Origin of the sequence: Anoxybacillus suryakundensis (genome assembly GCF_001418025.1) — a bacterium.
GTDB classification, from domain to species: domain Bacteria; phylum Bacillota; class Bacilli; order Bacillales; family Anoxybacillaceae; genus Anoxybacillus; species Anoxybacillus tengchongensis.
The window spans coordinates 43,666-49,968 of record NZ_LIOK01000018.1; the positions used below are offsets into that span (position 1 = coordinate 43,666).

Consider the following 6,303-nt stretch of genomic DNA (forward strand, 5'->3'; position numbering starts at 1 on the left):
ATTGCCCCTCAGCGTATTGTTTTGTATAATAAAAAGGTTGAGGGGTGAATGATATGTTAGCATCGAAAACCCGTTGGAACATCAAACAAGTAAACGAACAACAAGTGCAAATGATTGCGCAAGCGTTACATATAGCTCCGCTCGTTGCTTCATTGCTCGTCGGCCGCGGCTATCATACCGTTGAAGCCGCTCGTTCTTTTTTTGAGCGAAAGCAATCGTTTCACTCGCCATTTTTGTTAAACGACATGGAAAAAGCGGTCGAGCGAATAGAGAAAGCGATTACAAATGGCGAACGTATTCTTGTTTTCGGTGATTATGACGCTGATGGCGTAAGCAGTACTGTTGTGATGGTCGGCGCATTACGAGAAAAAGGAGCGAATGTGTCCTTTTACATTCCGAATCGCTTTTCCGAGGGGTACGGGCCAAATGAACAAGCATTCAAATTTGCGAAGGAACAAGGGGTATCGTTAATTATTACAGTTGATACAGGTATTTCTGCTTTACATGAAGCCAACGTAGCCAAACAGCTCGGTATCGATTTAATTATTACAGACCATCACGAGCCTGGTCCGGTATTACCGGAAGCATATGCAACGATTCATCCGAAAATTAGTCCAAACTATCCGTTCAAACATTTAGCGGGCGTCGGAGTAGCATTTAAGCTTGCTCATGCGCTCATCGGGCGCGTGCCATACGAATGGCTGGACGTTGTCGCGATTGGAACGATTGCTGATCTCGTTCCGCTTCAAGACGAAAATCATTTACTTGCTCGATTAGGGATTGAACAATTTCGCCAAACGAAACGTCTCGGTTTACAAGCGCTTTGTAAACAATGTGGTGTATCCTATACAGCTGTGACGGAAGATACGATTGCGTTTATGATTGGTCCGCGCATTAATGCCGCTGGACGTCTCGATTGCGCTGATCCAGCTGTTCAGCTGTTGTTGACGACAGATGTAAATGAAGCGGACATGCTGGCTGAGCAAATTGATGCGATGAATCGCGAACGTCAGCAACTCGTCAACGAGATAACGGAAGAAGCGATTCAACTTGTCGAGCAGCATTATAGAGATGATCGCGTGTTAGTTGTAGCGAAAGAAGGCTGGAATGTCGGTGTCATTGGCATTGTGGCGTCTCGTTTAGTCGAAAGGTTTTATCGCCCAACGATCGTGTTAAGCATTGATCAAGAAAAAGGGATCGCAAAGGGATCGGCGCGAAGTATTGAAGGCTTTGACTTATTTGCGAATTTGTCAAACTGTCGCGAGATTTTACCTCATTTCGGTGGACATCCGATGGCTGCGGGTATGACGCTCTCTTTTCATGATGTAGATGAATTACGTCGTCGCCTAAACGAAGCGGCGAAGCAACAACTGACAGCAGAACATTTTATTCCTGTTACGCATGTCGATTTGCGTTGTTCGATTAGTGATGTTTCATTGGAATTAATTGAACAAATGAATCGGCTTGCACCGTTTGGAATGGGAAATCCGAAACCGAGCGTCCTTTTCCAACATGTGCAACTAGATACGTTACGAAAAATTGGAACAGATCAAAATCACTTAAAATTATTGTTAACAGAAAACGGAAAAACATTAGAAGCGATCGGATTTGGCTTCGGGCATATTGGAGATGAAATTGCGCCGAACGCTCGTCTCTCGATCGTCGGAGAACTGACCATTAACGAATGGAATAACTTTCGCAAACCACAGTTAATGATTCAAGATGTAGCTGTGGATGAGTGGCAATTATTTGATATGCGCCATATTCGTCATCCAAGTAAGTTCATGGCATCGCTTCCAAAAGAAAAACGGTTATTCATCGCTTTCCATCACGATACAGTAGATGTGCTGCAATTAGGGGCGTATGCCGACGAAATTGTATATGTACTAAGCGAGCAAGAAGCGACGATCGATGTGAGTGGAAAATATGTCGTTTTTCTTGATTTGCCTCCGTCACAGCAAATCGTCAAAGTTTTATTAAGTTGTAGTTTACCTGAACGCATTTATGCGTTATTCTATCAAAGGGAGAATCACTTCTTTAGTGTGTTGCCGACGCGTGAACATTTTAAGTGGTTGTATTCCTTTTTGCATAAGCGTAGCCCTTTTGATGTACGGCGTTACGCTGACGATTTGGCTCGCTCGCGTGGGTGGACAAAAGAAACGATTTTGTTTATGATTCAAGTGTTTAGAGAGCTTGAGTTTATTACGGTTGAAAACGGGATCGTTTCTTTAGCCCGTCATGTACAGAAACGGGACTTAACAGAATCCCCTTCTTACCGATTAAAGCAAGCGCAGGCCGAACTTGAGCATATGTTTTTATACTCATCTTATTCCCAACTGAAACGTTGGTTTGATTCATTGTATGAGGAGGAAAATATCGATGGATTTAAAACAATACGTCACGATTGTTCCTGATTTCCCAAAACCAGGCATTCAATTTAAAGATATTACAACAATTATGGACAAAGGCGAAGTGTACAAATACGCAACAGATCAAATCGTCAATTATGCGCGTGAAAAGAAAATTGATGTGGTTGTTGGACCAGAAGCTCGTGGTTTTATTATCGGTTGTCCAGTTGCCTATGCGCTTGGCGTTGGATTTGTCCCTGTTCGTAAAGAAGGAAAACTGCCTCGCGAAGTCATTCGTGTCGAATACGGTTTAGAATACGGCAAGGACGTATTAACGATGCATAAAGATGCGATTAAGCCAGGGCAACGCGTCCTTATTACTGATGATTTATTAGCAACCGGTGGCACGATCGAAGCGACGATTAAGCTTGTTGAACAGCTCGGTGGCGTTGTTGCAGGCATTGCATTTTTAATTGAATTAACGTATTTAGAAGGTCGCGAAAAATTAAAAGGATACGATATTTTAACGTTAATGCAATTTTAATGAAGGAGGGGCACAACGCTCCTCTTTTTCGCATGTGGCTCTTTACATTTGAAAAAATTTTCATGATAATATTGTAAATACGTTTAAAATAAAAGGTGATTGCATGGCAAATGAACAAGTATTAACGGCAGAACAAGTGATTGAAAAGGCGAGCCGTTATTTGTCGGAAGACGACGTACAGTTTATCGAACGGGCATATAAGTTTGCGAAAGAAGCACATCGTGAGCAATATCGGAAGTCAGGAGAACCGTATATCATTCATCCGATTCAAGTAGCAGGTATTTTAGTTGACTTAGAAATGGACCCTGCGACAATTGCAGCTGGATTTTTGCATGATGTCGTCGAAGATACGCATGTGACGAAAGAAGATTTAGAAAGAGAATTTGGAAAAGAAGTAGCGATGCTCGTTGATGGTGTAACGAAGCTCGGAAAAATTAAATATAAATCACATGAAGAACAACAAGCAGAAAATCATCGCAAAATGTTTTTGGCAATGGCGCAAGATATACGCGTCATTTTAATTAAGTTGGCGGACCGTTTGCACAATATGCGCACGTTAAAACATTTGCCGATTGAAAAGCAACGCCGCATTGCGAATGAAACGCTTGAAATTTTCGCTCCACTCGCGCATCGACTTGGAATTTCAAAAATCAAATGGGAGCTTGAAGATACAGCCCTTCGTTATTTGAACCCGCAACAATATTATCGCATCGTCAATTTAATGAAAAAAAAGCGGGCGGAACGTGAACAATATTTAGAAGAAGTCATTCAAGAAATGCGTGCACGGTTACATGAAGTCGGTATTCAAGCTGAAATTTCTGGACGTCCGAAGCATATTTATAGCATTTATCGCAAAATGGTTTTGCAAAATAAACAATTTAACGAAATTTACGATTTGCTTGCTGTACGTATTATCGTTGAAAGCATTAAAGACTGTTATGCGGTACTTGGCATCATCCATACATGTTGGAAGCCGATGCCCGGGCGTTTTAAGGATTATATTGCCATGCCGAAGCCGAATATGTATCAGTCGCTTCATACGACCGTTGTCGGTCCAAAAGGCGAGCCACTTGAAGTGCAAATTCGGACGTTCGACATGCACCATATCGCGGAATTTGGAATTGCTGCCCACTGGGCATATAAAGAAGGAAAGACCATTCGCCCAAATACATTTGAAGAAAAACTATCATGGTTTCGCGAAATTGTAGAATGGCAAAACGAAACGAACAACGCAGAAGAGTTTGTCGAAACGTTAAAAATGGATTTATTTTCTGACATGGTGTTTGTTTTTACACCAAAAGGTGACGTCATCGAGCTTCCAGCTGGTTCAGTGCCGATTGATTTTGCGTATCGCATTCACTCAGAAATCGGAAATAAAACGATTGGGGCAAAAGTAAACGGAAAAATGGTTCCGCTCGATCACCCGCTACAAACTGGAGATATTGTTGAAATTTTAACGTCCAATCATTCATACGGTCCGAGTCAAGATTGGTTAAAAGTTGCACAAACATCGCATGCGAAAAATAAAATTCGCCAATTTTTCAAAAAGCAACGCCGGGAAGAAAATGTAGAAAAAGGGAAAGAACTTGTTGAAAAAGAAATTCGCAACATGGGTTTTGATGTCAAAGAAGTGCTCACCGTTGAAAATATGAAGCGGGTGGCAGAAAAATTTAACTTTGCTAATGAAGAAGATATGTATGCGGCTGTAGGATATAACGGCATTACAGCTGCCCAAGTCGCGCATCGTTTAACAGAAAAGTGGCGAAAACAACGCGATTTAGAAGAGCAAGCGAAACGTTTGTCGGACATGCTACAAGAGGCAAAGACAATTACCCCAATGAAAAAGCGCGATTTTGGGGTATGCGTCGAAGGAGTAGATAATTTACTTATTCGTTTGTCGCGCTGTTGTAATCCGGTGCCTGGTGATGAAATTATCGGTTTTATTACAAAAGGACGCGGTGTTTCGGTTCATCGTGCCGATTGCCCGAATGTACTCGCAGAAGAAGCAAAAGAGCGACTCATTCCTGTTCAATGGGAGAGCAGCGCAAACTGCCAGCGTGAATATACAGTCGATATTGAAATTACTGGATATGATCGACGTGGCTTGCTTAATGAAGTATTGCAAGCTGTCAATGAGACGAAAACGAACATTTCTGCTGTTTCTGGAAGAACAGATCATCGCAACAAAATGGCGACGATTCATATGACGATTTTTATTCATAATGTGAGCCATCTTCAAAAAGTAGTGGAACGCATTAAACAAATTCCAGACATTTATTCAGTTAGACGGATTATGAACTAGAGAGGGTTGAGGCCATGAGAGTTGTCGTTCAGCGAGCAAAACATGGAAAAGTAACAGTAGCTGGCGAAGTGGTCGGAGAAATTGATTTCGGGCTCGTATTGTTAGTTGGCATTACTCATGATGATACGGAGGAGGATGCCGCATTTGTTGCCGACAAAATTGCTCATTTGCGCATATTTGAAGATGAACACGAAAAGATGAACCGTTCCCTTTTAGATGTAGGTGGCTCGATTTTATCAATTTCACAATTTACGTTGTACGGAGACTGTCGCAAAGGACGAAGGCCAAATTTTATGAATGCTGCAAAACCGGAGCACGCAAAACATATTTATGAGCTGTTTAATGAACATTTACGTCAAAAAGGAATTCACGTAGAAACAGGCGTATTTGGTGCAATGATGGATGTAGAGTTGACAAACGTCGGACCGGTGACATTAATCGTCGAAAGCAAATAAAAACCGCGCTCGCATGTGGACGAGCTCGGTTTTTTTATCCTCGTGCTACATGTTTTTTCAGCTTTTGTACATCACGAAGAGTAAGCCCAAATTCAGAAGCGAGTTCAAATGATGTGAGCTCGCTTTCTTTTTGAATAAATGCATGAAAATCGACGTGCATAAGTGGTGATTGCGAATGAATAAACTCCCCTTTTTCACTATGGCGCATCATTAAGCTCCTTTCGCGTGAAATATCGTTCGTATTATTCCCAATTTTTCTACCTTTTCATTCAAAGAAGGATTTTTTTTGTTTGTAAAGAAATAAAGTAGCGATTATTGACAACGGGTAGCGTCAAAAAATCTATGAAAAGTCATCACGGGCTACCTTTTGAAGGGAAATAAAGGGGATGGTGGAATCGGATTCGCCCTTGACCAACACTCGCCAAAGGAGAAAAACGGTCAGTAAGGGCAAGGGCAGAAAAGAAGGGCATAGGAAAGCAGCCCTTGCCCTATCCTGATTTTACCTTTGGCGAGGTTCGGATGGTCAAGGGTACGCTCCGCCGAATCCGTCCTTAGGATGCGGCTTGTTGGGTCAACATCTCTTGAGCCATGACAATGAGCCTTGCCCAACGTGCCGGCATATGCGGAAGGCTCTCTAACGCTGGGATGACGACC

The 6,303-nt window shown here is 42.2% G+C and carries 5 protein-coding genes; 4 read left to right on the forward strand and 1 reads right to left on the reverse strand.

Features of this window, described 5'->3' with window-relative positions; translation table 11 throughout:
• The first annotated feature begins 53 nt into the window (after positions 1-53).
• The 4 genes from recJ (at position 54) to dtd (ending at position 5,649) form a co-directional block, all read left to right on the forward strand.
• Positions 54-2,414 (forward strand): single-stranded-DNA-specific exonuclease RecJ, encoded by a 2,361-nt coding sequence (recJ, locus tag ASC42_RS11330; RefSeq protein ID WP_055441847.1) that lies wholly within the window; start codon positions 54-56, stop codon positions 2,412-2,414.
• The gene (locus ASC42_RS11335; protein ID WP_003396235.1) at positions 2,380-2,892 is read left to right on the forward strand and encodes an adenine phosphoribosyltransferase; all 513 of its coding nucleotides are present in this window, start codon (positions 2,380-2,382) and stop codon (positions 2,890-2,892) included. The genes recJ and ASC42_RS11335 overlap by 35 nt, the downstream gene beginning before the upstream one ends.
• A 103-nt stretch (positions 2,893-2,995) precedes the next feature.
• Complete coding sequence (locus ASC42_RS11340) at positions 2,996-5,194, forward strand: RelA/SpoT family protein (protein WP_055441848.1); 2,199 nt, start codon at positions 2,996-2,998, stop codon at positions 5,192-5,194.
• A gap of 14 nt (positions 5,195-5,208) precedes the next feature.
• Entirely contained in the window at positions 5,209-5,649 is a 441-nt protein-coding gene (gene dtd, locus ASC42_RS11345; RefSeq protein ID WP_032100180.1) for a D-aminoacyl-tRNA deacylase, read from the forward strand.
• 34 nt (positions 5,650-5,683) lie between these two features.
• Here the strand turns inward: dtd and ASC42_RS14090 are convergent, their stop codons facing one another.
• Positions 5,684-5,857 carry a hypothetical protein gene (locus ASC42_RS14090; RefSeq protein WP_055441849.1) on the reverse strand — a complete coding sequence of 58 codons (174 nt, stop codon included), beginning with the start codon at positions 5,855-5,857 and terminating at the stop codon, positions 5,684-5,686.
• Between the last annotated feature and the right edge of the window lie 446 nt (positions 5,858-6,303).

Bases quoted from the DNA above. Each gene is read 5' to 3' on its own strand.
- ASC42_RS14090 (WP_055441849.1), bottom strand. From the start codon at position 5,857: ATGCGCCATAGTGAAAAAGGGGAGTTTATTCATTCGCAATCACCACTT.
- ASC42_RS11340 (WP_055441848.1), top strand. From the start codon at position 2,996: ATGGCAAATGAACAAGTATTAACGGCAGAACAAGTGATTGAAAAGGCG.
- dtd (WP_032100180.1), top strand. From the start codon at position 5,209: ATGAGAGTTGTCGTTCAGCGAGCAAAACATGGAAAAGTAACAGTAGCT.
- ASC42_RS11335 (WP_003396235.1), top strand. From the start codon at position 2,380: ATGGATTTAAAACAATACGTCACGATTGTTCCTGATTTCCCAAAACCA.
- recJ (WP_055441847.1), top strand. From the start codon at position 54: ATGTTAGCATCGAAAACCCGTTGGAACATCAAACAAGTAAACGAACAA.